Annotated in this window: 14 protein-coding genes and 1 pseudogene; 13 read left to right on the forward strand and 2 right to left on the reverse strand. The window is 59.0% G+C overall.

Features of this window, described 5'->3' with window-relative positions; translation table 11 throughout:
• Window positions 1-9 precede the first annotated feature (9 nt).
• The 6 genes from OHL21_RS23215 to OHL21_RS23240 all read left to right on the forward strand — a co-directional run bounded on the left by OHL21_RS23215 (window position 10) and on the right by OHL21_RS23240 (window position 7,377).
• Window positions 10-1,746, forward strand: coding sequence for a glycoside hydrolase family 57 protein (locus tag OHL21_RS23215; RefSeq protein WP_263419681.1), 1,737 nt, complete (start codon window positions 10-12; stop codon window positions 1,744-1,746).
• Window positions 1,747-2,095: 349 nt separating this feature from the next.
• Window positions 2,096-2,896, forward strand: coding sequence for a hypothetical protein (locus tag OHL21_RS23220; RefSeq protein ID WP_263419682.1), 801 nt, complete (start codon window positions 2,096-2,098; stop codon window positions 2,894-2,896).
• Window positions 2,893-3,531 carry a class I SAM-dependent methyltransferase gene (locus OHL21_RS23225; RefSeq protein WP_263419683.1) on the forward strand — a complete coding sequence of 213 codons (639 nt, stop codon included), beginning with the start codon at window positions 2,893-2,895 and terminating at the stop codon, window positions 3,529-3,531. Before OHL21_RS23220 ends, OHL21_RS23225 begins: the two co-directional genes overlap by 4 nt.
• Before the next feature lie 19 nt (window positions 3,532-3,550).
• Window positions 3,551-5,584: a M1 family metallopeptidase gene (locus OHL21_RS23230; RefSeq protein WP_263419684.1), complete on the forward strand. Its 2,034-nt coding sequence runs from the start codon at window positions 3,551-3,553 to the stop codon at window positions 5,582-5,584.
• A 2-nt stretch (window positions 5,585-5,586) separates the two neighbouring features.
• Window positions 5,587-6,573, forward strand: coding sequence for a hypothetical protein (locus OHL21_RS23235; protein WP_263419685.1), 987 nt, complete (start codon window positions 5,587-5,589; stop codon window positions 6,571-6,573).
• Window positions 6,574-6,849: 276 nt separating this feature from the next.
• Window positions 6,850-7,377: a SixA phosphatase family protein gene (locus OHL21_RS23240; protein ID WP_263419686.1), complete on the forward strand. Its 528-nt coding sequence runs from the start codon at window positions 6,850-6,852 to the stop codon at window positions 7,375-7,377.
• Here OHL21_RS23240 and ppx read toward each other — a convergent pair.
• Window positions 7,329-8,867: an exopolyphosphatase gene (gene ppx / locus OHL21_RS23245; protein WP_263419687.1), complete on the reverse strand. Its 1,539-nt coding sequence runs from the start codon at window positions 8,865-8,867 to the stop codon at window positions 7,329-7,331. The genes OHL21_RS23240 and ppx overlap by 49 nt on opposite strands.
• Before the next feature lie 106 nt (window positions 8,868-8,973).
• Between ppx and OHL21_RS23250 the strand changes: the two genes are divergently transcribed.
• The 7 genes and pseudogenes from OHL21_RS23250 (at window position 8,974) to OHL21_RS23280 (ending at window position 22,479) form a co-directional block, all read left to right on the forward strand.
• Window positions 8,974-10,821, forward strand: coding sequence for an ArnT family glycosyltransferase (locus OHL21_RS23250; protein ID WP_263419688.1), 1,848 nt, complete (start codon window positions 8,974-8,976; stop codon window positions 10,819-10,821).
• Window positions 10,822-10,862: 41 nt separating this feature from the next.
• Window positions 10,863-12,710, forward strand: coding sequence for an ArnT family glycosyltransferase (locus OHL21_RS23255; protein ID WP_263419689.1), 1,848 nt, complete (start codon window positions 10,863-10,865; stop codon window positions 12,708-12,710).
• Between the two features lie 157 nt (window positions 12,711-12,867).
• Window positions 12,868-15,696, forward strand: a complete 2,829-nt coding sequence (locus tag OHL21_RS23260) for a bifunctional YncE family protein/alkaline phosphatase family protein (protein ID WP_263419690.1) — start codon at window positions 12,868-12,870, stop codon at window positions 15,694-15,696.
• Between the two features lie 185 nt (window positions 15,697-15,881).
• Window positions 15,882-17,537, forward strand: a pseudogene (locus OHL21_RS23265) (AsmA family protein); the annotation flags it as partial.
• 457 nt (window positions 17,538-17,994) lie between these two features.
• Entirely contained in the window at window positions 17,995-19,260 is a 1,266-nt protein-coding gene (locus OHL21_RS23270) for an SGNH/GDSL hydrolase family protein (protein ID WP_263419692.1), read from the forward strand.
• Between the two features lie 192 nt (window positions 19,261-19,452).
• Window positions 19,453-19,779, forward strand: a complete 327-nt coding sequence (locus OHL21_RS23275; RefSeq protein ID WP_263419693.1) for a PadR family transcriptional regulator — start codon at window positions 19,453-19,455, stop codon at window positions 19,777-19,779.
• A 9-nt stretch (window positions 19,780-19,788) separates the two neighbouring features.
• The gene (locus tag OHL21_RS23280) at window positions 19,789-22,479 is read left to right on the forward strand and encodes an ABC transporter permease (protein WP_263419694.1); all 2,691 of its coding nucleotides are present in this window, start codon (window positions 19,789-19,791) and stop codon (window positions 22,477-22,479) included.
• Window positions 22,480-22,807: 328 nt separating this feature from the next.
• On the opposite strand, the gene OHL21_RS23285 is transcribed toward OHL21_RS23280, so the two are convergent.
• The gene (locus tag OHL21_RS23285) at window positions 22,808-23,734 is read right to left on the reverse strand and encodes a hypothetical protein (RefSeq protein ID WP_263419695.1); all 927 of its coding nucleotides are present in this window, start codon (window positions 23,732-23,734) and stop codon (window positions 22,808-22,810) included.
• Window positions 23,735-24,084: the final 350 nt, after the last annotated feature.

The raw sequence follows: 24,084 nt of genomic DNA on the forward strand, positions 1-24,084 counted from the left end.
TCTACCGCCTTGGCATCGCCGAAGAAGCCTGCAGGATTTCTGACATTTACGTTGCATTCTCACCTGCCTTACGTGGTCAACCACGGCACGTGGCCACATGGTATGGAGTGGTTACATGAGGCAGCGGCCGAAACGTACCTTCCGCTGCTACGCGTCCTTGGACGTCTTGAAAAAGACGGGCTGGCACTCAAGGCGAATATCAACCTCTCTCCAATCCTGCTGGAGCAGCTCTCCCATCCTATCTTCCGGGCTGAGTTCCCGAAGTATCTCGAACGCAAGATTACCGCCGCTACGGAAGACGAAGCCTTCTTCATTCAGGGAGGCGAGACGCACTTCGCGGAAAATGCCCGCTTCTGGCGAGCGTTCTTCCAGGAAGCGCTCGATGACTTCAACGCTCTCGGCGGCGACATCATCAAGAGCTTCCGCCACTTCAACGACAAAGGCCTCATTGAGATCATCACCTGTGGCGCGACCCACGGGTATATGCCTCTGCTGGGAACTGACGAGAGTGTGCGTGCGCAGATCCGCACGGCGGTCGCCACCCATAAGCGGCACATCGGCAAACATCCGCGTGGTATCTGGGCGCCCGAGTGCGGCTATCGTCCAGCCGGCTTCTGGAACTACCCCGTACCCGACGCCGATGGAACCACACATCCCGGCTACGATCGTATCGGGGTTGAACAGGCTCTCAGCGAATCGCAGATCGAGTACTTCTACGTCGATACTCATCTGGTCGAAGAGTCGGAACGCATTCCTTCGCCCTACGAATTGCTCAACGGACACGTCCCGCGGGACGAAGCCACCATCCAGATGACCTTCAATAACCATCGCGGGCTCTATCAGCCGTACTACGTCGATGGTCCTTACGACAAGCGTTACGCCGCGACGATCTTCCCGCGCGATCCACGCACCGGCCTGCAGGTCTGGTCCGGCGAAAGCGGCTATCCGGGCGACTCCAACTATCTCGACTTCCATAAGAAGCGCTGGCCCGGTGGCCATCGCTACTGGCAGGTGACCGGCCCTAAGCTGGATATGGCCTTCAAGATGCCATACTGGCCGCAGGAAGCCGCCGAAAAGGTCAAGGAACACGCCAGCCACTTCGTGCACCTGGTCTATGAAGCGCTGAAAGATAGCTTCAACGACCCCATCCCGCCGATTCTCTGTGCACCCTTTGACGCCGAGCTCTTCGGCCACTGGTGGTTCGAGGGTCCCCTCTGGCTCGAAGCCATCGCTCGCACGCTGGCCGAATACCCCATCGGAATTGAGCTCATCACCTGCTCCGAGTATCTCGACAAGTACCCGCGCGCGGGCTTCATCTCGATGCACGAAGGTTCATGGGGCGTCGAAGGCACCAACCATGTGTGGATGAACCCGGAGACCTCCTGGACCTACAACCACATTTATTCCGCTGAACTGTACACCCGCGACGTCGCAACCGCCGGCAAGTGGAAAGATGGTGGTCTCGGCGAACGCATCATGAAACAGCTCTGCCGCGAGTTGCTGCTGCTTGAGTCTTCCGACTGGCAGTTCCTCATCACCACCGGAGCCGCACGCGACTACGCCGAAAAGCGATTCAACGTGCATAACGAGCAATTCCTGGAGATAAAAGGCATCTGGCAGGCCTTCGAACAGAACGGCTCTCTCAACGAAGCCCAGGACCGCCGCCTCTCCGAACTCGAAATCAGAGACTCCGTCTTCCCTGATATCGACCCCAGCTTCTGGGCCGCAGGCGCTAAAGCCAGTTAAGAGTTAAAAGTTGCAAGTAAAGTTAAAAGTTAAAGAGGGACGGCATCGGTTGCTGTCCCTTTTTGCTTTGCCCTAAAGGGAGGAAGCAAGCCGCTCAAATTCGATGCCCGGTCTGCCCAAAGGCCTCCATCGTCAGAGAAGCACCGCTTTAACTTTTAGCTTTCAACTTTTAACCAGGCCAGAGACCCTGTCCGATCCAGACACATTCAATGGCAGCAGCCATCACCCATTTGCTTTACCCTTAAAAGATGGAGCAAATCGCTCCATTCGATCATCGGTGTGCCTCAACAGCTCCCATCACCACAGAGGCACCGCTTCAACTTTTAACTTTCAACTTTTAACTCTTCCAATGGCTGTCGCGTTTCCTACACTCCCGACGCACCGTTACAGCGTCTTTCACCGTTGGCATCTGCTCTCGCTCGATGCTCCGACGGTGGCTGTCGTGTGGACTCTCGCGGCGGCGCGCATCACGCACCATGCGCTCTCCTGGTATGTGCCTGGAGCCATGTTCGTCGCAGTGTGGCTGGTCTATGTCGCCGATCGTCTGCTCGATTACAAGCAGGGCGAAGAGCTAGAAGCCCGGCACCGCTTCCACGGCCGCTTTCGCCGCCGCTTCGTAATCGCCGCGATGATTGCCCTGCCTGCGCTTCTGGCTCTGATGTGGAAGATGCCTGCACGCGCCTTGCTCGCCTATATTCTGCTGTGCGTTCCGCTCATCCTCTACTTTGCCGCCATCCACAAAACACGCCTTCGCTATAAGGCTCCGAAGGAGGCCGTCGTCGGCATTTTCTTCGCCGCTGCGGTCTTTCTACCGGAGTTCTTCACACCGCGCGTGGCCATTGCCACTACCTTCTTTGCGCTGCTTTGCTGGTTGAACTGTGTCGCGATCCATCGCTGGGAGAATCCGAAATCTTCCGACTGGAGCGCACGCAACTTCCGCCCGCTCATCGTTACCCTGGCCGCCGTCTGCGCTCTTACGCCCTTCTCTCCCGCACCGCATCCCTTCGCCATCCTTAACCTGTGCACAGCCAGCTCCGCACTCCTGCTGCTGGCGCTGGACTGCACGCGCCGGCCTATCTCTTCGGTCACACTACGCGCCGCAGCCGACGCCGCACTGCTCACCCCGCTTATCCTCTTCTTTCTGCGGTGAACGCCACTCCCAACTTCGATCGCATCGCCAGGCTCTACCGCTGGATGGAGTGGCTCAGTTTCGGCCCGCTGCTGCATCGCACGCGCACCGCATGGTTACGTGAACTTTTCGAAGTCCGCAGGGCTCTTATTCTCGGTGATGGCGATGGCCGTTTCACCCGGGATCTGCTCCGCACCAACCGCCAAGTCCACGTTCACGCCGTAGACCTCAGCGCAGTCATGCTGCAGGAGCTGCGCCGCCGTTGTAGACCCTATACAGATCGCCTTGTCATCACCCAGGACAACGCACTGAATTTCGTTCCCGATGCGTCCTACGACCTTGTTGCCACGCATTTCTTCCTCGACTGCCTCTCCGAGGCAGAGGTAGAGCAGCTCGTACAGACCCTGCTGCCTTCCCTGACAGACAATGCCAGATGGCTGGTCAGCGACTTTCATATCCCGCAACAAGGCGCCATGCGCCCTATCGCAGCGCTGCTGACCCGCATTCTCTATGCGGCCTTCCGCCTGCTGACCGGCCTCCGCGCCAACCACCTCCCCGACCATACCTCCGTGCTGCAGCGTGCGGGTATGGTCTGCATCCGAAGATGTGTGTTCCTTGGCGGCATCCTGATCTCGGAGCTATGGCAAAGGCCCTGAAGCGCATAGAATTCTGGGCATGAGAAAGACCGTCTCCGTTGCTCTGCTTTCTCTTGCCACTGCGCTCGCCGCCCAGACATCCATCGCGACCAACCCGCCCACGCCTTTGTCCGAACGCGTGGTGCAGTACGCGATCGATGCACAGATCGATCCGGTAAAGCATACGGTCGACGCCACGGAAACCCTCGCCTATCGCAACCTGACCGGCCAGCGGCTGACGAGCTTCCCCTTCCATCTCTACCTCAATGCATTTCAGCCGCAGTCCACCTTCGCGCGAGAGACGGCGGAAGGCGGCGGCATCCGCGAGGTAGAGCGTGAGTATCCTGAACATCGCCGCGGCGAAATCCGTATCGCTTCCATCACTGCCGATGGCTTCGGAGACCTGACATCGGCACAGCGCTTCACCGCGCCCGACGACGGCAACACCTCCGATCACACAGTGATGGAGATTCCGCTGCCGCATCCCCTCGAACCCGGCGAGACCATCACCTTTCACATCGCGTTTCACGACAAATTTCCGGAGTCCATCGCGCGCAATGGGTACAAGCGCGACTTCATGATGGGCGGCCAGTGGTTTCCTAAAGTCGGTGTCTTCTGGCACGGCGCATGGAACTGTCATCAGTACCACGCGACCACCGAGTTCTTCTCCGACTTCGGCATCTATAACGTCAAGCTCACCGTGCCGGAAAACTACACCATCGGCGCCACAGGCGCCTCGACTGGCATGACCCACAACGCCAACAGGAAGACGATGTCGTTCTACGCAGAAGACGTCCACGACTTCGCATGGGCCGCCTCCCCGCACTTTACTGAGACCACAGAGACGTACCTCTCGAGCATGGGCCCGGTCCGCATCCGTGTTCTCGCCCTTAAATCTCATCCGCAGGCCGGGCCTCGATATGCCGCCATCCTCCGGCAGACGATGGCGAAGTTCGAGCAATGGTACGGTCCTTATCCCTACAAACAGATTACGGTGATCGATCCTGAACCCGGCTCCGCCATGGAAGGTATGGAATATCCGACGCTCATTACCGGCGGAACCTCCTGGTGGGAGCCTTCATGGCTTCACATCCTTGAGGTTACTGCCGAACACGAGTTCGGCCATCAGTACTGGTATGGTATGGTCGCGACCAACGAGTTTGAAGAGGCCTGGCTCGATGAAGGTATCAACTCCTACACGGAAGTGAAGGTCATCGAGTCCCTCTTCGGGAAGGACAAAGGCATTCTCGGCGGAACCTACGCCAGTGCCGGCGACCGCGATCTGCAGCGCTACGAGTACACCCTTGCGCCGGACTATGATCCGTTGACGCGCTTCGCCTACCAGTTTCGCAACGAGCGGTCCTATGGCGGCATCACCTACGGCAAAACGGCTACAGCGCTGCTCACGCTTGAGGGCATGATTGGCGAAGACACCATGCGCGAAGCGGTGCACCAATACTTCATGAAGTATCGTTTTACGCATCCCACAGCCGACGATTTTCTACGCGAGATCGAAAAAGCGGCGATTGCAAAAAACCGTGTGTACCACTCTTTTGCGCACGTTGTTACCAGCGGCGATCCGTTCACCAGCAGTGGGGCCAATGACTCCCTCGTCCCTGTCGATTTCGCTCCAGCTTTACGTTTCTATTTCCATCAAGCCATCTACGGCACGGCGGTTCTCGACTATGCTGTCGATTCGGTAACGACACAACCCATGCAATGGTGGAAACCCGAACCGGAAGACTCAAAAAACATCGATTATCGCAATACGGTCATCGTGCATCGCAAGGGCGACTTCATCCTTCCAGTAACGGTCGAGGTCGCCTTCGATGACGGCACCCGCACCCGCGTCTGGTGGAACGGCGCAGACCGCTGGCAGCGCTTCACTTTTCAGAAACACGGCGTCAAAGTCATCTCCGCCGAAGTCGACCCGGACCATATCGTTCTGCTCGACAAAGACCGGTTCAATAACAGCTATCGCGTCACACCGCATAGTACGGCAGCACGCAAGCTGACAGCCATCATTCTCTTCCTCGAACAGTGCCTCAGCCAGGTGACGACGTGGATCGTGTGAGTATGGAAACCAACCGCCCGCTGCTTCTACCCGGCCTCCAGATGGCGCTGCGCCACTGGCGGGCCATTGCCTGGACCTACGCGCTGCAACTGTTGCTCACCATTCTTTTCACTTTCGGAGTTCATCACCAGATCGCTGCTCTTCTTTCGCAGTCGCTCGTGTCGGCGCGGCTCACTTCGGGCTTCGACGTCGCACTTCTCGCCGACGTCTCACGAGGCATCAGGCAGCCTCCTTATGCAGGCCAGCAACAGTGGTATCTCTCCAGCATTGTCTTTGCCGTCATCAACTTCATCCTCACTCCAGGTGTGCTCTACGCCTATGTAACTGGAGAACGCGCCTGCTTGCATCGCCTGCAGTACCAGGGCTTCCGCTACTTTTGGCGGTTCGTGCGCATCGCTCTCGTCGCCGTCGTCATCTTCGCTGCGGTGCTCGGCCCACTTGGAGCTCTGCGCTCCTTTCTCAGCGATCGTCTTGATACGGCCGGAGTTCTGGGCAAACCCCACTTTCTGGCTGTGCTGCCGATGACACTGCTCCTGCTGCTCTTCGCCTGTCTGCTGCGCCTCTACTTCGACCTGGTGGAGGTCTATACCATTCGGCTTGGTCTTAATAATGAGCACCGTGTGTACAAAGCCTATGCTCCGGCGTGGAACGCTCTGCGTTCCCGCTTCACCGCGCCGTATCTTGCATTTTCCCTTCTGACCTTCACAGGCGTCGCCTGTATCGCGGCAGCAGCATGGCTTGCCATCCACCGTCTCGCTGCTCCCGGCTCACTCGGCATCTTTCTTCTGCTGCAGAGCGGCATCCTGCTCGATCTTGTTACCCGCTTCTGGCAGCGAGCCCTCGAAGTCCGCCTGGCGGAAGATGCACCTGAAAATGACCTGGGACTCAACCAGGATCCGCTGACTCCGGTTCCTATCTCTCCGTGGCCCAGACCGTATCCTTTCCCCTCAACACAGACACATCCGGAGCCGGAGACCTCGGAGAGCTAGTCTAGAGTGTGTCGAGGAGAACTGCTTTTGCGATAGAAAAGCAGATTTCTCCGCTTTCGCTGCGAAACGACAAAAAAAGATTATCGAGCTTCGCTCGACATCCCACCCATCGCTTTGCGATGGATGGGGCACCCAGTTCCGAGGTAAATCTGTCGATACATCCTGGCAGACAGTGAGAACTTCCCAAGGTCAGAAAACCCCACATTTTCTGATGCCGACGCCGGAGCGACAATCCCATACCATCAACACCCCGCTCTCTGGCATCTTTAATGGGAGATGAATCTTTACGTCCTGCGTCACGCCAGTGCCGGCACCCGCCGCGCTAACCCGCTGCTCGATACCCGCCGCCCCCTCGACAAGGAGGGCAAGAAGCAGTGTCTGCAACTCGGTCATGTACTCAACGGCATGCGGCTGCACTTTGACCTCATTGTCTCCAGCCCGCTGAAGCGCAGCCTGCAGACTGCCTCGCTCGTTGGCATGGAGACCGGTTATGAGGCCTCTATCCTGCTCTCGAACGCTTTGGCTCCGGGCGCCGGTTTTGCCGATTTCCAGAAGCTGCTAAGCGAGTGTGCGGAGGCCGAGAACCTGCTGGTCGTGGGGCACAATCCCAACATCACGACCTTTCTTGGCTCGCTTATCGCGCTGCCCAAGCCGGCACGTATCAGACTGCGCAAGGGCTCGATTGCCCGTGTGAGCTACGACCGGGGCGCCGGCATCCTGCAGTGGCTGCTCGATCCGCGCACCGTACGCACTCTCTACACGGCCTCGACCACCAGCTCGCGCCGGAAGACCTCGAGGAAGTAGTCCGCTTCTTTACGCAGCGACCATACCTCCAGCTCAGCGCTTCCGCGCGCCGCCGACAGGTCCAGCACGACACGCTTGGGATAGACCTTGATACGTAGCTTCACGGCGGCCGAAGCGCGGTCCTGATTCAGGCCAACCGCAAGCCGTAGCAGGCTTACCGCACGCGCCACCGCCGTGTGTTCCTCCACAGGGACCGCACGTAATACACGGTCCATGGCGTCCGGGCGGCTCTTCCCCAGATAACGCGCAATGGCGCTGACAATCGCTCTCTGCTCCGGAGAGAAACCGTAGATTTCAGAATTCGCCAGGATATATTGCGTGTGCCGGTGATGTCCCTGGTGGTTCATGTACTTGCCCACGTCCTGCATCATGGCCGCAGCCTCCAGCCATAATCGGTACTCCGGCGGAAGCTCATGCACCGCATGCAGCGCGTCGAAGAGCTGCGCCACATGCGCCCGGACGGGCTCATTTCTCCTCGGATCGACGCCATAACGGCGGCAAAGCTCGCGGATACCGTTCCAGCGCTCGACCTCCATCTGCTGGTGCACATCGGCGCGGATATCTGTCTCTGCCAGCATCTGAGCCAGGACGCCATCACGAAGGCCCAGTGGCGAGTAACGGAAGCCCTTTAGCTCCATCCGTTCCAGCAACTGAGCATACACATAGGCTCCGCCGACGATGATCTCACTGCGCTTCGGTCCGATGCCGGGCACCTGCACCCGTTCCGCATTGGTCATCTTCGCCAGCATATGCGCCACCTTACGGACGCTGGCTGTATCGGCTTCCAGAGCCTTTGTCTTGGCCCGTGAAGCCCGCTTCTTGAACAGTGCCGCAGAAGCCTCCGCCAGTGCCGCTGCAGTGCCGCTGGTCGCAATGACGAGCGGCACACGCACCGGGCCAAGTTTCTTTTCCGCGCGAAGCAGCTCACGATGGATAAAACGTTCCAGTTGCGCCAGATCTTCCTTGCTGGTCGGATCGCTGTGCAGAAACTCCTGCTGCAACCGCACCGCTCCCAGCGGGGTGCTCACCATCGACTTGATGCGGCCGTGCTCGCTGTGAGTAATCTCGCAGCTTCCGCCGCCAAGATCGATCATCAGGCACCTGCCCCGCGCTCCCGGCTCCAGCGTAGCCACACCAAGATGGATCAGACGGCCCTCTTCCAGGCCTGAAATCACCTCCAGGTGCCATCCTGTGGCCGATTTGACCCAGGCCGCAAAGGCGGCTGCATTGCGGGCATCGCGTGTGGCCGAGGTAGCCACGACCCGCACTTTATCCACAACGTGGGCCTGGACCGCCTTATGAAAACGCTTCAGAGCCCGGATGGTAGTGGCCATCGCCTCCGGCGAGATCACTCCCGTCTCGAAGACGCTTTCACCAAGACGTGTCACCTCGCGGGCCTCATACAACGTCTTGAGCTTATGCATCTGTACGGCGGCGATCTTGAGCCGGCAGGAGTTGGACCCGATATCGATAGCTGCAAATGTCGGCATCTTTCCTCGCGTCAGGATACACGCTTCGCGCATCGAATCTTATGGGTGTTTTTCGTGTCTAACGGAAGGAACACACATCTTTATCGATAAGTAGAGTTGTAGCCGGATGGTAACTACGTACGCTCCGAAGCCTGTCGCGGCACCTTCGCGCCTGACCAGCACCCGCAAGCGCCGGATCTGGATACTGTCGCTCGTCTGGGTGGCAGTCTATTTTGCAAGCCTGTTCTCTCCTCCGTTGCTCGACGACGCGGACGCCACCCATGCCCAGGCTGCCGCCGCGATGGCCCGCACCGGCGACTTCGTCACTCTTTACGTCAATGGCATCCGCTACCTGGAAAAGGCCGCTCTGCCCTACTGGCTGGTCGCGGTCGATTACCGCATCTTCGGCTTCAACGCCTTTGCCACACATCTGCCCCTCGCTCTTGGCGTAGCTATGCTGGCTGCTCTTGCTTATCGCTGGGGCAAGCACGCCATTTCCCGGACAGCGGGCTTCTACGCCTCTCTGGCAACGCTTACTACGGCAGGGGTCTTTCTCTTCACGCGTATCTTCATTCCAGAGGTGCTGCTTTCGTTCTTTCTTTGCGCCTCACTCTACTGCCTGCTGCGTGGGCTTGAGAAGGCGCGCGTGGGCTACTTCTATGGCATGTGGATCGGTCTCGCACTCGCCGTTATGACCAAGGGGCTCATCGGACTGGTCTTCCCTATGGGCGCAACGGCGATTTATCTGGCCATCACCGGCGAGTGGCGCCGCTGGCGCGAACTCCGTCTTGTTACAGGAGGCCTTCTCTTTCTCGCCATCGCCGCTCCCTGGCACATCCTTGCCGGTCTGCGGAACACCGGCGGCGTGAACGGACACGGCTTTTTCTGGTTCTACTTCATCAATGAACACGTGCTCCGTTTCCTCGGCGAGCGCTATCCGAAGGACTACAACAAGCTGCCCGGCTATCTCTTCTGGCTGCTGCACCTGGTCTGGCTCTTCCCCTGGTCGCTCTTCCTTCCCGTCGCCCTGCGTGACCTGTGGACCAACCGCTCCAGATATCTGCGTCCGTACAGCTTCCATCAGCGCTCTGTCCTTCTGCTCGGCATCTACGCCGCCATCGTCCTGGTCTTCTTTTCCATCTCCACCAACCAGGAGTACTACACCTTCCCGGCCTATCTGCCGATCCTTCTTCTCATCGCCTTCTCTCTTGCCCGTCGCGAAGACAAGGTCCTGCGTGGAAATCTGGTTACCGCAGCACACGTCATCTTTGCCATGCTTGGCTTTCTAATCGCCGGAGCACTCTTCTACGGCCTGTGGAGCTCACGCAATCTTCCTTTCGAGCCTAGCATCGGAGACCTCTTGGCCCATCGCGCCGTAGGAGACTACACGCTCTCGATGTCGCACTTCTTCGACCTGACCGCAGCTTCCTTTGCCGCGCTGCGCCTGCCCGCTGCCCTGGCCATGCTGGCCTTCGCCTTCGGTCCAGCCGTCGCCTGGAATCTTCGTCTGCACAAGCGCAACACGGCTGCCTTCTCCACCATGGCATTCACCACTGCGCTCTTCCTCATAGCTGCGCATATCGCTCTCGTGCGCTTCGGCTCCATGCTGAGCTGCAAACAACTGGCAGACACTGCCAATGACCTCGTCGCCTCCCGGCGTATCGAAGGCAACTACCAGCTAATGCTGTATGGCGATCAGTCCTACGGCTCTTCGGTCATCTTCTATACCAACCGCCAGGCACTGCTGGTCGACGGCCGCTCCAGCTCGTTGATCTTCGGCAGCACCTTCCACGATGCGCCACATATCTTCCTCTCCTCACAGGATCTGCTCCAGACGTGGGGACAGGGAGTGCGTCATCTCCTCTTCGTTCCTGAAGAGCATCATAACGACGTAGAGCAACTTCTCAAGGGACGTTACGTTCTGTTGAAAGAGACATCCGGCAATACGTTGCTGACCGACCGCCCGCTCGATTGACGTAGCACTAGAAAAACCAGCACGATGGATAGAAGAACCTCGTGAGCCTCCCGACCTCATCCGCCGTGACGGATCCTACCGCCTCGCCCGCCCCAGCACGCCGGAGATCCATCACCATTCTTCTCATCATCTGGGGAGTGCTGCAGCTCGGCGGCATCTTTACCCCCGGCCTGCTCGACGATGTCGACTCGGTCTATCTCGAGGTCGCGCGCGAAATGCTCGTCCGCCACGACTACGTCACGCCTTATGTCGACGGTATCCGCTTCTTTGACAAGCCTCCGTTGATGTACTGGCTCGCGGCCGGCAGCATGAAGATCTTCGGACCGCATGACTGGGCCGGCCGGCTTCCGCTTGCCCTGCTGGTTCTTGGACTCATCTTTTCGGTTTACTCTCTCGGCAGACGGTTTTTCGGCGAACGTGGCGGCTTTTACTCCGGCCTGGCCATCGCCACCTCGATCGGCCCCTATCTCTTCACGCGCTTCTACATCCCCGACGTTCCGCTGGCGCTATGGATGACCCTCTCCATCCACCTTCTGCTCATCGCCCTCGATCGAGTCCGAGCACACGAGTCCGCGCTGAAACCGATGCTCGGCTTCGCCGCCGTAACGGCTCTCAATGTCCTCACCAAGGGCCTGATCGGGCTCGTCTTTCCGGTCGCATTCGCTCTCATCTTTCTTCTGTTGACGCGCCAGGCCCGCGCCCTGCTCCGCTTGCATCTCGTCCCGTCGATAGCGCTCTTTCTGGTCATCGCGCTTCCCTGGCACATACTCGCAGCGCTGCGGAACCCTGCCATCGACGCCAATGCCCGCGGCTGGTTCTGGTTCTACGTCATCAATGAGCACTTCATGCGTTTCATCGGCAAGCGCATTCCGCACGACTACGGCCAGGTGCCTGTCCTGCTCTTCTGGGGCATGATCCTGGCGTGGCTGCTGCCCTGGGCGGTCTTTCTGCCGCGTGCGATCCGCTGGGGCGCCGCCACGCTGCGCACACAGGGATTGAAGGCTCGCGCCTCAGAAGCTCCGCTGACCCTCTTTCTGTGGGCCGTCGTGGTCATTGGTTTCTTCTCGCTCGGCAGTCGACAGGAATACTACGCCCTTCCAGCACTGCCCGCTCTCGCCGTCCTCACCGGCGGACAACTGGCGCGCGCCGAAGATCCACTTCATCCGGGGTCACGCCATGCGGCGTACTTCTGGACACGGTGGCTGCTTCTGCCCATCACCACACTTGCAGCGGTGGTCTGCACCTGGTTTGCAATGACCGCTCCCATGCCACCCGCCGGCGTCGATATCTCCGCTGTGCTCACCACCAACCCCGAGCGCTACACCCTCGCCCTCGGCCATCTCTACGACCTCACTGGCACGGCGATGGGTTTCTTCCGCTTCCCGCTCATCCTCGTCGCCGTCTCCATGTACGCCGCCGGCCTCACGGCCTGGCTGCTGCGCCGCAAGGGCAAGTGCTATGCGGCCAACGTCACTCTTGCTATCGCCATGATGGGAAATCTCTGGGGCATGCACGAAGGACTGGCGCGCTTTTATCCCATCCTGGGCTCGAAGGGCCTGGCCGACGCCATCAACTCTGTCTTTCAGCCGGGTGACCAGATCATGCTGGACGGCGAGTTGACCTCCGGCTCCTCCATTGCGTTCTACACCCGTCAGCCGCTGCACCTGGTCAACGGACGCGTCAACGGCCCCTGGTACGGCAGCTTCTGGCCCGATGCGGCCAGGGTCTTTGAAACCGAAGATTCCCTGCACCAGGCCTGGGCAAGCCACGACCGCGTCTTCCTCATGACCTACGAACCCCAGCGCCGCCTGACCGATCTGCGGCCCTTCGGCGGCGTCTACGAGCTCAAGTCTGAGGGCGGCAAAACTGTCCTCACCAATCACCCCTGAGAGCTAGAGCGTATCGACAGGGCTTGTTTTTTGCTTGTCATTTCGCAGCGATAGCGGAGAAATGACAAACGAATAACCGATAACCTGACGAGTAGTAAAAATCAGATAAATCACGCGACTCCCGCAATACGGGATTGTTACCCTTCTAACGATCCCTATGACCTCTGTGACGCGTCTCTCCCTCGTTACGTTGTTGGCTGTTGCCCCGGTCTTTGCGCAGTCGCCGATCAATCTACCCAGCAGCAAACAACTGCTCCCCGGCATTCCCGGCGACCCACAGCGCATCAACAGCCTTCCACTGGCGATGGCGTGGTCACCCGACCATCGCTATCTCGCCGTCGTGAACGCGGGCTACGGAACCGCCGAATCGAACTACCAGCAGTCCATCGCTGTGCTCGATACCCAGACCGGCAACGTCAAAGACTTCCCTGAGTCCCGCACGACGCTCTCTTCTGCGCAGACACTCTTCTCCGGCCTGCTCTTTTCCGCCGATGGTCAGCGCCTCTATGCCTCGCTCGATTCTCTCTCCGAACCGGAAGGCGGCGCACCTGGCGAAGACGGCCTCGTCAAGACCGGTAACGCCATCGCCGTCTACAGCTTCCACGACGGCTCGATCACTGCCGACCACCTCATCCCCATCCCGCTACAACAGCTTGCTGCCGGCCGTTCGCAGAACGAGATCGGCAAGCCCATCGCCATGGGCAAAGCGATCCCAGTTCCCACGGGCCTGGCCTTACTGAAGGCAGCCAATGGCGCAGAACAACTTCTGGTCGCGGATAACTTCTCCGACGATGTGCTACAGGTCGATGCTGCCAGCGGTAAGATCCTTCACCGCTTCGATCTCGCCACCAAACCCATCGTCCCTGCGAATTATCCCATCGCTATCGCTGTCGATACAGCTCAGCGCTTCGCGTATGTCGCTCTCTGGAACGGCTCCGCGCTTGCCCAGCTCGATCTGAAGTCCGGTAAGGTTGCCTCGACTCTGCCGCTGCTTCCGCCCGACCCGGCCACTGGCCCCAGCTCGCATCCCTGCGCGCTGGTCTTCTCCAGGGACGGACGAACGCTGTACGTCGCCCTGGCAAATCGCGATGCGGTCGCCGTGGTCTCACTCGCGAACGCGAAGCCGAAGCTCGCCGGAACCCTTGATACGCGCCTGCCCGGACAGAGCTACTTTGGCGCTATCCCCACAGCACTTGCGCTCAGCACCGATGGCAGCCGGCTCTTTGTCGCTAACTCCGGCTCCAACGCGGTTGCCGTCTTCGATACGGCACAGAAGCTCTCCGCCACTGCTTCTATACACGCCGCCGGCTTCCTTCCAACCGAGTGGTTCCCAACGGCTATCGCCGTACAGGGCAACAGGCTCTACGCAGCCACCGGCAAAGGGAAGGGCACCGGTCCCAACGCGCCCAAGCCGCTCATGGCTGCCGATCCCGGCCAGATGCCCGCAAAGTTCAAGACGCGGGCACATGCTTACATTGCGACGCTGCTGCATGGCTCACTGGCCTCCATCGATCTGAGCTCCGCTTTACCCAAACTGGATGAGCTCTCGCGCGCTGTTATTCTTTCAAACCGCATGAACGCCGAGCAGCAACACGTCTTCGCCGATGGGCACAACCCCATCAAGCACGTGATCTACATCATCAAAGAGAACCGTACCTATGACCAGATCCTCGGTGATCTCGGCGTCGGCGACGGTGATTCCTCTCTAACGATATATGGCAAAGACATCACGCCCAACCTGCACAAGCTCGCACTGCAATTCGGCGTGCTTGATAACTTCTACGACTCCGGCGAGGTTTCCGGCGATGGACATGTCTGGTCGACTGCCGCCATCACCTCCGACTACAACGAGAAGAACTGGCAGCAGAGCTATCGTGGCAAAGAACGCACCTATGACTATGAAGGTGTCGTCGCGGAAGGCTATCCGCTGCTCGAAGGCATCTCCGATATCGACGAGCCGCAGAGTGGCTACATCTGGACCAATCTCGCCAAACATGGCAAGTCGCTCTACCACTTCGGTGAGTTCGTCGCCACTAAGTTCTGCGACGATTCCGGCGAGGCTCCGAAAGATCGTTCTCCGCTGAACGGCACACCCGAGCCCTCGCCTCAGCGCTGCGCGGGGAGAGCCTCCATCCTCCCTGGCCAGGAGATTCCTGCCAACTACGGCGGTGGCAAGAGCGAATACCAGTGGCACATTCCGCTTATCTTCAAGAACACTGCCACCAAGCCTGAGCTCGAAGGCCACTTCGATACTGCCTATCCGGACTTCAATCTCAAGTTTCCGGACCAGCTCCGCGTCAGCGAGTTCATTACCCAGTTCGATAAATGGGTCACCGAGCGCAAGGCGGGTAAGGACAACATGCCGCAGTTCGTGATGTTGCGTCTGGGCGACGACCACACCGCCGGCACCGCCGTCGGCTCACCCACGCCGCGCTCCTCTGTTGCGGATAACGATCTCGCTGTCGGCCGCGCCGTGGACGCCATCTCACACTCACCCTACTGGGACGACACGGCCTTCTTCATCCTCGAGGATGACGCACAGGACGGCGCCGATCACGTTGATGGCCACCGGTCGATCTCACTGGTCATCAGCAAATACTCTCCGCGTAACCCGGAGCCTTTCCTTGACCACAACTTCTACACCACGGTCTCTGTCCTGCACACGATGGAAGACCTTCTCGGCGTTCCGCCGATGAATAACAACGATGCCTTTGCTCCGCTCATCGCACCGATCTTCAGCGGTAAGGGCGATCAGCCGGCTTTCACCGCAGACTATGCCAATCGCGACAACAAACTCATCTACCAGGCCAATACGGCAAAGACTGTGGGAGCGAAGCAATCTTCAAAAATGGACTTCACTCATGAAGACCGCGCTGATGCCCGCCTGCTGAACATCATCCTCTGGCGCGACGCCATGGGCGACAAACCGATCCCGCAGATGGTGCTGCATCCCCACGGCCAGAAGAAGGATGATGACGACGACTAGGGCATAACAAGCCGTCGCTTTGTCATGCTGAAAGGAAGATCGAACACAGTTCGATCTTCCTTTTTATTTTGTCATTTCGGAGTGACCGAAAGGAGCGGAGAAATCTGCTTCTTTTATTCACCCTCCGGCGCTGGTAGAAATCCCCAAACAAGCATCTACTAAAGAGGAAGTTCAGGCGCTGGGAGAAGAGCATGGTACAGATCAAACGGAGTTGGGTCATCATCGCAGGCATCGTGCTTCTGGTGCTCGTCGGCTTCTTCGCCGTCGGCCATCTGCTCGATGCAGACACCTACCGCGGACGCATCGAAAAAGCGCTCTCGGATTCCCTCGGACGTCCCGTGCAGCTAGGACATCTCGACTTCTCACTCTTCTCCGGAAGCCTGCTGGCCGAATCCCCCGTTATCGCCGAGGATCCTGCATTCAGCAATCAGCCTTTTCTTACTGCGAAGAGTGTTCACATCGGCGTCGAGGTACTCCCGCTGTTGCTACATCGCCAGATCCACATCAACGGCTTCACGATCGATCAACCGAAGATCGTCCTGATACGCGCCGAGAACGGCGCCTGGAACTACTCCAGCATCGGCAGCGAAGGCAAACGTAAGGCCCCCACGGCCGAAACCAACGACCTCATCCCCAACCTGACCGTCGGCAAGATCGATATCAAGGATGGCAGCGTCACCATGGGCACGCAGCCGCAACATGGGCAACCGCACATCTATAGCGACCTCAACATCAGCGTGCAGAACTTCTCGTTCGCCAAAGCATTCCCCTTCACGGTTAACGGCAAGCTGCCGGCAGGAGGAAATATCGACATCAGCGGGAACGCCGGTCCGATCAACCAGCATGATGCTTCGCTGACCCCGCTTACAGCGCAGATCGCGTTGAAGCATGCAGACCTGGTCTCGGCCGGACTCGTCGAACCCAGCCAGGGAATCTCCGGCATTGCCGATCTCGATGCTAAGGTTACTTCGAACGGCCAGACCGCACAGGCCGATGGGAAGCTCCATCTCACGCAACTGAAGCTGGCGAAGAACGGCACGCCATCCTCGCAGCCTGTCGATCTGCAGTTCAACGTCAATCAGGATCTGCAATCGCTCTCCGGCAAGATCAACAGCGCCACCATGCAGGTCAGCAAGGCTGCGCTTGCCGTCACTGGAACCTACACGACCCGCGGCAACACTACCACGACACAGATGAACGTCGATGGAAAGAACATGCCCATCGATGACCTGGTCGCCTTCCTCCCCTCTCTCGGTGTGCAGTTGCCCTCCGGTTCGCGGCTACAAGGTGGCACCCTCACGCTCTCGCTCGATGTCGCCGGACCAACAACGGCTCCTGTCATCAGCGGTCCCATCCGTATTGCAAATACACAGCTCGCAGGCTTCGATCTGGGACAAAAGCTCGCCAGCGTTCAGGCCCTCACCGGAGCAAAGACCGGGTCGAACACCACCATCCAGGCCCTGAGCACCAACCTCCGCTATAGTCCTGAGGGAGTCCAGACCAACAATCTTGCCGCCATCGTCGCCGGACTAGGCTCCGCCTCCGGCAACGGCTCCATCAGCGCCAACAATGCGCTCAACTACCGTCTGCTGATCAAGCTCGACTCCACTGGCATTGGTGGACTCGCCACGCAAGCCGCCAGCCTGCTACCCGGTGTCTTTGGATCAGCAGTAAGCCAGGCCACTGCAAATGGAATTCCAGTGATCATCGGGGGCACAACCGCCAATCCCACGTTCACACCCGACATGAGCAAGCTGGTTGGCGGAAGCACACAACAACAGAAACAGAACCTGCAATCCAATCCCTTAGGGAAAGCTCTCAGTGGCCTGTTCCACCGATAGGAACAGGCGCCATTCACTTCAACGACGTCCTGGTTGCCTCATTGCTCATGCTGATTTACCAGGGGCGAGGCATGAGCAATATAAGCGCTGAAGGCGCGTTCTATATCAGCCTGGGCCAACGCCCAGGTTAGTTGCCCATAAGGTGTTAAAGGGCTGAAGGCCCGCTCCATAACTCTGAAGCAGCTGGTTAGGCTACAGTGCAGAAGTCATGTTCGAACCGCCTGACGAATTCTGGCCGGAAGAGTGAAGGCCGGGCCCACGTCCCTTAAGGGACATGGGACACCCAGTGCATGGGTTATCGCAATCTATCGGCCGATCGCGGTAGCGTCTTCGACTCCGACACCTGGGAACAGATCTCTGCTGCAAAAGACGCTGCCTTTCTACGTACGGTTCCCGACAATGTCTTCGCTATACTTGCACTGAAGCAGATACAACATATCAACTCTGGAGAACGCCTGTGTCCCCCCTCAGGACCTCTTGGCGCGGCATCTCTGCCTCGCTGCTCTTTCTGTCAACGGTTCTAGTTAATGGTTGTGGTTCGGATGGAAGCTCTTCCTCCACCAGCAAGCCCTTTGCAAGTGTCGTCTTCCTGGGCGACTCTCTCACAGCCGGCTACCAGAACGGCTCACTCCTCGACAGCCAGCAGAAGAACGGCTACGCCGCACTCATTGCTACGCAGGCAAACTTCTCCATCACGCTTCCACTGATTGCACCTCCCGGAGCGCCTGCGGTGCTGCAGCTCGTTAAAGCAGGCCCGCCTCCGGTCATCGTCACCGCATCGGGAACCACCACCGGCCGCGATAATCCCACCGAACAGCCAACCGACCTCGCCGTTCCCGGTCATCTGCTCCATGACATTCTCAGCACTACGCCATCGGCCGTCGCCACGACAGGCCAGCAGCAGATGACAAACCTTGTCCTTGCATTCCCCGCGGGCAACACGAAGTCACAACTCGACGAAGCTGTTGCACTCAAGCCGAGCACCGTGATTGTCTGGGCGGGCAACAACGATGCGCTCATCGCTGATGAAGAGGGCACACCTTCGGTCATGACATCGCTCGCGAGCTTCACCGCTGACTTCACGCAGTTGATGACGACCCTGAAGTCGAAGACGTCCGCCAACCTGGTCGTTGCCAACATTCCCGATGTCACCGCGGTTCCCTACATGGTTCCGGCCAATACCGTCATCACGCAGGTCTCAGCACTGACCAGTATTCCAGCCTCCACCGTGGCTGCGATCCTCGGCATCCAGAATGGAGACCTGGTCAACCTCGACGGCGTGCAGGCTCTCGAGGCCGCTGCCACCGGCGGCAAGCTGGCGAAGCTTGCCGATAACTATGTCCTTACTGCCTCCGAAGTTGCCGCCGTGCAGGCCACGGTCAACAGTTACAACCAGGTAATACAGCAACAGGCACAAGCTGTGGGAGCAACCGTCGTCGACATGCACGCCTACTTCGCTTCCATGCAGGCAGGTGTCACTGTAAATGGCAAAACTGCGACCACAGCGTTCCTTGGCGGCCTCTTCGGCCTGGACGGTATCCACCCCACCAACACCGGCTATGCTCTGTTGGCCAACCAGTTCCTCACCGCGCTGAATGCCAAACTCTCGCTGACTATTCCCCTGGTCAACGTAGACGCAATTGCGGCCAAAGACACTCTCGTCGGACTGAATATCTCGACCGTGAAACAAGCAGTCCCAGCGGTACACTTGCCACTCAACTAACCCACACCCTGGGTGCCCATATCTGCGGAGCAGATGTGGGGTTGTTCACGAAATGCGACGGCTTTTCTTCGTTTCGGACAAACACGGTAAATACGGATCGAGCTCGCGCTCGATACTTCCTTCCAGCCCTTGACATCTAGGTATATCCAGGCGCATCATCCTCCATACCTAGATTTCGAGGCATAGAGTACTATGGCAAAGAACGACCTTCAGGGAACGCTCGAGCTCCTCATCCTCAAGACCCTCGCGCAAAACACCTCTCTCCACGGTTACGGTATCGTTCTCCACATCGAACGAGTCTCCGGCGAACTGCTTCGCGTCGAAGAGGGTTCGCTCTATCCCGCTCTTCATCGCATGGAGCAGAACCAGTGGGTGCGTTCGCAGTGGGCGCTGACTGAGACCAACCGCCGAGCCAAGTTCTACTCCCTTACCGTTACCGGCCGTAAGCAGCTCACCGCCGCTGAACGCGCCTGGGAACAGACCGTCAAGGGTGTACAAGCCGTCCTGCACTTCGCCTGAGGTGAACCGATGAATCTTCTGCGCCGCATCGCTGCTCTCTTCCGCCGTTCCTCCGTCGACCGCGAGATCGCTGACGAGCTTCAGGCTCATATGGCCATGCGTACCGAAGACAATATCGCCGCCGGTATGTCGCCCGCAGAGGCGGCACGTGACGCACGCCTGCGCTTCGGCAATCCAACCACCGCTCGCGAACGTGTAGAACACGTCGACATCGCCACGGGACTCGACTCGTTCTGGCGAGATATCCGATATGCCATCCGCGGCTACTGTAACGCTCCGCTCTTCGCCATCGTCGCCATCACTACACTCGCGCTTGGCATTGGAGCCAACACCGCTATCTTTCAATTGCTCAACGAGGTGCGCCTGCGCAGTCTCCCCATTCAGCACCCGGAAGAGCTCGTCGACATCCGCATCATCGGCGGCAACCAGGGATTAGGGGTCTCCAGCTCCTTCTACTCCTCGCTGACACGCCCCGTCTGGCAGGAGATCGAACGCAACCACGAACCACTCTCCGAGGCCTTCGCCTGGAACTTCGACTTCCAAAACATGCAGATCGGCGCCAACGTCAACGATGTCCACGCGGTCCGCACCATCAACGTCTCCTCTCAGTTCTTCAGCACCCTCGGCCTCGAACCAGCCGCCGGCCGCGTTCTTGATGCGGAAGACATGGCTGCTGCCTGCACCGGATCCGGCGCGGTGGTCAGCTATGCATGGTGGCAGTCGCAGATGGGAGGACGGGCCATAACCGGCGCCGAGTCCGTCGTTCTCAACGGAGTCCCTTATCGCATCGTCGGTGTCACACCACCCCGATTCTTCGGTCTTGCCGTCGGCGAGAACTTCGACTTCATCACGCCTCTCTGCATCCCAAAAAACGCGGCGCGCGAGTTCTTCGATATCGGTGTCATGGGACGCCTCGCCCCCGGCTGGAACATCGACCGAGCCACGCAATGGTTTACCGCCGCCAGCAAAGGCATCTTCGAGGCCACGCTGCCGCAGGGCTATGGCACAAAAAGCACGGAACAGTTCCGCAACTTCAAGCTGGGGGCTTACGCAGCCGGCTCTGGTGTAAGCCGATTGCGTCACGACTACGACGCATCGCTCTGGATTCTGCTCGGCATCACCGGCCTGGTGCTTCTGATTGCCTGCGCTAATCTTGCTAACCTCATGCTCGCTCGCGCCAGTGCACGTCAACGCGAGATCGCTCTGCGCATGGCCCTTGGCGCCACACGCGCTCGCCTGCTGCGTCAGCTATTGCTGGAGTCCGGCCTGCTCGCCATCTTCGGAGCATTCCTGGGCATCGCTCTCGCGCAGGTCTTCAGCCGTTTGCTCATCCGTGTGCTCGCTTCCACCGATGAGAATCTGACACTCAGTGTCCACACTGACTGGCGTGTGCTTCTCTTCACCTCCGGCATCGCCGTGCTCACATGCACCATCTTCGGCACGCTTCCGGCCTTTCGTGCCGCCAAGGCCGATCCCATCCACGCCCTCAAGACTGGCGACACCCACGCCGCCGGCCATCGCGAGCGCTACTCTATGCAGCGGCTCATGGTCGTCCTGCAGGTCGCCGTCTCCATGGTGCTGCTCGTCACAGCGCTGCTCTTCGTGCGCAGCTTCCGCAACCTCATGACCGTCGACCCAGGCATGCGTGAGAACGGAATTACGGTGGGCGGCTTCATGTATCCCACCTCCACGATCACTCGCGAACATTTTGAAGACTTCAAGCATCAACTCGTCGACGAAGTGCGCTCCGTTCCCGGGGTCTCCAACGCTGCGATCGTGACCATGCCGCCTCTCTCCGGCAGTTCCTGGGGACACCTCGTCAGTGTCGGCTCTCGTGAAGGTGACAGTCGCTTCACCTGGGTCAGCCCGACATACTTCGCGACCATGGGAATCCCTATCGTCTCCGGTCGCGGCTTCAACGACAACGACACCGCCAACTCCCCGCGCGTCGCCATCGTCAACCGGGCCTTCGTCGATCGCTACTTGCCGGGAGAGAACCCCATTGGCAAAACCATCCGCACCCAGGCTGAGCCGCGCTATCCCGCAACGCTCTTCGAGATCGTCGGCGTAATTCCCAATACCTTGTATACCGACATCCACGAGAAGCGCATCGAGACAATGGCCTTCGTCCCCGCGCGCCAGTTCCCATCCGAAGCCGACGGCCGCAGTACTCAGATGGTCATCGCATCCTCACTTCCCTCCGCAATCATTAGCGAAGAGATCAAGCGAAACATCAGGGCAAAACATCCTGAGGTACGCATGTACTTCTTCGACGTTCATGAGCGAGTGCTCAAGAGCCTGCTCAAGGAACGTCTGCTCGCCATCCTCTCCGGCTTCTTCGGAGCGCTCGCCGCCATCCTCGTCATGGTCGGCCTGTATGGCGTCGTCTCTTATCTTGTGACGCGCCGCCGCAACGAACTCGGCATCCGCATTGCACTGGGCTCCACGCGCCAGCGCATCGTCTCGCTCGTTATGGGCGAGGCGGGACGCATGCTGCTTGTCGGCGCACTCATCGGCACAGCCATCTCTCTGGCCGTCACCCGCAGTGCCAGTTCACTGCTCTTTGGCCTGAAGGCGTGGGATCCCGCAACCATAGCGTTCGCTATCACCGCCCTCGCCGTCGTAGCCTTCTCCGCCAGCTTCCTGCCCGCTTTCCGCGCTGCCCGCCTCGACCCCGTCGACGCTCTGCGCCGAGAGTAGTACACAGAAGCCTCAGAGCCTATGCACCGGATGCCCCATGTCCCGATTCTGGGACATGGGTATTCGAGCGAAGCTCGAACTGTTTGTTGGTCATTTAGTAGCGACCGATGGGAGCGGAGAAATCTGCTTCTCTACGCCTGCGCCAAATTCCGCAACCCGACGAACCTCAAAAAACACGCCAGTGCTGACCTCGCGGCACCCAGAGCATTTCCCCTGTTGCTGGGTAGCCCGAAAGTGGAGTGCAGCGGCGTTTTCATTGCGGAAACGCCCATAGATGCGGAAGCCCTACTCCTCACCTGCAGGGAGAATGCTCTAGTCCCTCTAGTTCCTACTCCGGCTTTCCATTGAGAACTTCACCCGTCTTCTGAACGCTCTTCTTCACTGCCTTCCATACATTCCTGGAAGAATTCTTCAAAGCCTTGCCAGTCTTGTCCACGGTTGTATCCAAGGCGGAAGAAGTGCTGCTGTCGGCAATACTCAGAGCGGTATCCGTGGCCCTCGCCCCCGTCGCCGCACCGCCAATCCCTGCATTCGCACCAAGGATGGTGGCTTGCGCGGGGCGCTTCGCGGGATTCGCCCAAATGATATCTGTATCGGGCAGCCTTTCAATGCGTGCAACGCGCTTTTCCAGAAAGTCGCTTCGACTCAGTTTGGCGCTCAGCGGCCATTCGATAGAGCTGAGCCAGACTGCGCCGTTCATCGGCAGACCCACCTCGCCCATGTTGATGATCTGTTTGGTCTTCAAGGGCCTCATCTCTGTACATCGGTCCCCGCCGCACCCATGGGTGCACATTAACTCGGACAAAAATGAGGCATGTTTTCCCTCTGAGATCCAGATCGTTGCTCCATGATCTTCTGCATGAAGCGTTACTGCCCGGGCAAGGTGACTGGCATCGCAGATCGTGTCCTCGTGCGCTGCGGCATACCAATACAACGCCTTCGACTCTTCGACGCTCGTTCCAGTTCTCACCAGAACCGATACGTGTTCGGCATCAAGACGATGTCCCATCTCACCGCAATCTCGACGCCATAGATGGTAGTAGTGCAGCTCAACCTGGTTCGGCCGACCCTTTCGAGGAAATGCCTGGCCTCCGTAAGGAAACACCTGACCATAGATCGTTCCATCCTCCTCCAGCACCGTAGGCTTTCGTGTATCCGCGAAAAATCGGGCCGGCTTATCGGAGCAATCCCCGCGGCTGATCATAAACACAGGCGAATACCTCTCCAGCAGGCGGCCTTCCTCGTCGTCGCTCAAGCCATCCCGATCCGTATCTGGACCTGGCCTGACGGCACTCACCGTCTGAAATTGTCCATACGTCTCGACGAAGGAAAACAGGAACAGGCCCAAAACTATTGCCGTTCGAAGCCTTTTCAAGGGTATTGATCTTCTCCATAACGCAATGAGTTGCTCACCGGCTATCGACCGCGCAACGGCGGCCACAGCACAGGCAGCCACCGGCTCGTTCCTATCCGGCAGCTTCGCCCATCGAGATATGATTCCGCAGCCCATCGCTTCACCCACCTTCCATGCTGCGCTACAGCCTCAGCGGATTACAACCGTAACGGCTCGCTGCCGCGTCCTTCCCAGCCACAAAACCGCATCCT

The organism is Terriglobus albidus (genome assembly GCF_025685425.1).
In the GTDB taxonomy this organism is placed as follows: Bacteria; Acidobacteriota; Terriglobia; order Terriglobales; family Acidobacteriaceae; genus Terriglobus; species Terriglobus albidus.